1 protein-coding gene is annotated in these 1,527 nt (G+C 41.8%); it reads left to right on the top strand.

Annotated elements, in window-relative coordinates:
* The first annotated feature begins 120 nt into the window (after positions 1-120).
* Positions 121-1,128 (top strand): IS3 family transposase, encoded by a 1,008-nt coding sequence (locus tag BMX44_RS16345; RefSeq protein ID WP_177167806.1) that lies wholly within the window; start codon positions 121-123, stop codon positions 1,126-1,128.
* The last annotated feature ends 399 nt before the right edge of the window (positions 1,129-1,527 follow it).

Here is a 1,527-nt window from a genome sequence, read left to right as displayed (position 1 = left end):
CCGGCAAAATGCCGGTAATTTATCATCTCAGAGTGGATACTTTTCAACGCCGATTTATCCAAAATCCTGGTAAGTTTTACATGCCGATTGACAGTATCCTCGCAAGATCGTCAGATGGCCATGGAATTAATAACAGAAACAATGAATCAAGGTGCCCGACAACGTTCGGCCTGTAAGATTGTTGGCATCAGTAGCCGCACGTTACAACATTGGCGGGTTATTGGTATAGAGGATCGCCGACAAACAGTCAGGAAAACACCTGCGAACAAACTCAGTGAGCAGGAAAGAAAACAGATTCTCGACATTTGCAATAGCCAGGAATTCTGTACCCGAACGCCCAAACAAATAGTGCCCGCGCTAGCGGATAGAAATAACTATTTGGCGTCAGAAAGCAGTTTCTATCGTGTTTTACGTGATGCTGGTCAGTTACATCGCCGGGGACGTGCTGCCAATCCAGTCACGGCAAAGAAACCGGATACTTATATTGCCGATGGACCCAATCAAGTGTGGTCATGGGACATCACGTATTTGGCCAGCACGCTAAAAGGCGTATTCTTTTATCTGTATCTGTTCATGGATATCTATAGCCGTAAAATCGTAGGCTGGGAAGTCTATGAGAATGAATCATCGGAGCAGGCTGCTGATATCTTGCGAAAGACCCGGCTGACTGAATCATTGCCTGTAAACCATAAGGTTGTATTACATTCGGATAATGGCAGTCCGATGAAAGGGGCAACCATGCTGGCAACGATGCAGAAGTTGGGAATTGTCCCGTCATTCAGTCGTCCTTCGGTGAGTAATGATAATCCGTATTCAGAATCATTGTTTAAAACGATGAAATATGTAGCGGCTTATCCGTCAAAACCTTTTGAAAGCCTTGACGAAACACGTCTGTGGGTGCTGCGTTTTGTAGACTGGTATAACAACTGTCACCGCCATAACGGTATAAAATATGTAACGCCGACACAACGCCATAATGGTCAAGATGTGACTATACTGAAACAACGAAAACGCGTTTATGAGGAAGCAAAAAAGAAACATCCGGAACGTTGGTCAGGTAAAACCAGAAACTGGACACACGAGCCAATAGTGAGGCTTAACCCCGGTGAGGGGGGTCATTTATTATGAAACATAGAAGAGAAAATAAAAAATGTCGGAAACCTTTATAAAATCAGCGCTCAAATTAAATTATCAGTAAATTTAGGTTTGAAACATTTTGCTAAATTTTGAGAAAAAAGACAAAAGAGATGAAACAAAAATAAATAAATCTTGATATGTTAATGATACTTCTTTAATGCTTGCCAGTCAGAACCGTTAAGACTCACTTTAAGTATCAAATAAAATGTATTATATCAAATCAGCTGATGCACGCCGTTATCACAACAAATATGATTTTCGTTCTATCTCATCGTCCGCGTAGGATCGCTTTCGGCCCAGACTGTGTGAAAACTCAAAATCTGTGTTTTTGTAGCTGAACTTGCAATCATAGCGGCGTATAAAAATAATCTAAGCGGTTAGAACCAGCCG

Source organism: Nitrosomonas marina (genome assembly GCF_900110145.1).
In the GTDB taxonomy this organism is placed as follows: Bacteria; Pseudomonadota; Gammaproteobacteria; order Burkholderiales; family Nitrosomonadaceae; genus Nitrosomonas; species Nitrosomonas marina.
The sequence above is the reverse complement of the archived record's forward strand: the minus strand, read 5'-3'. Positions and strand labels throughout refer to the sequence as shown.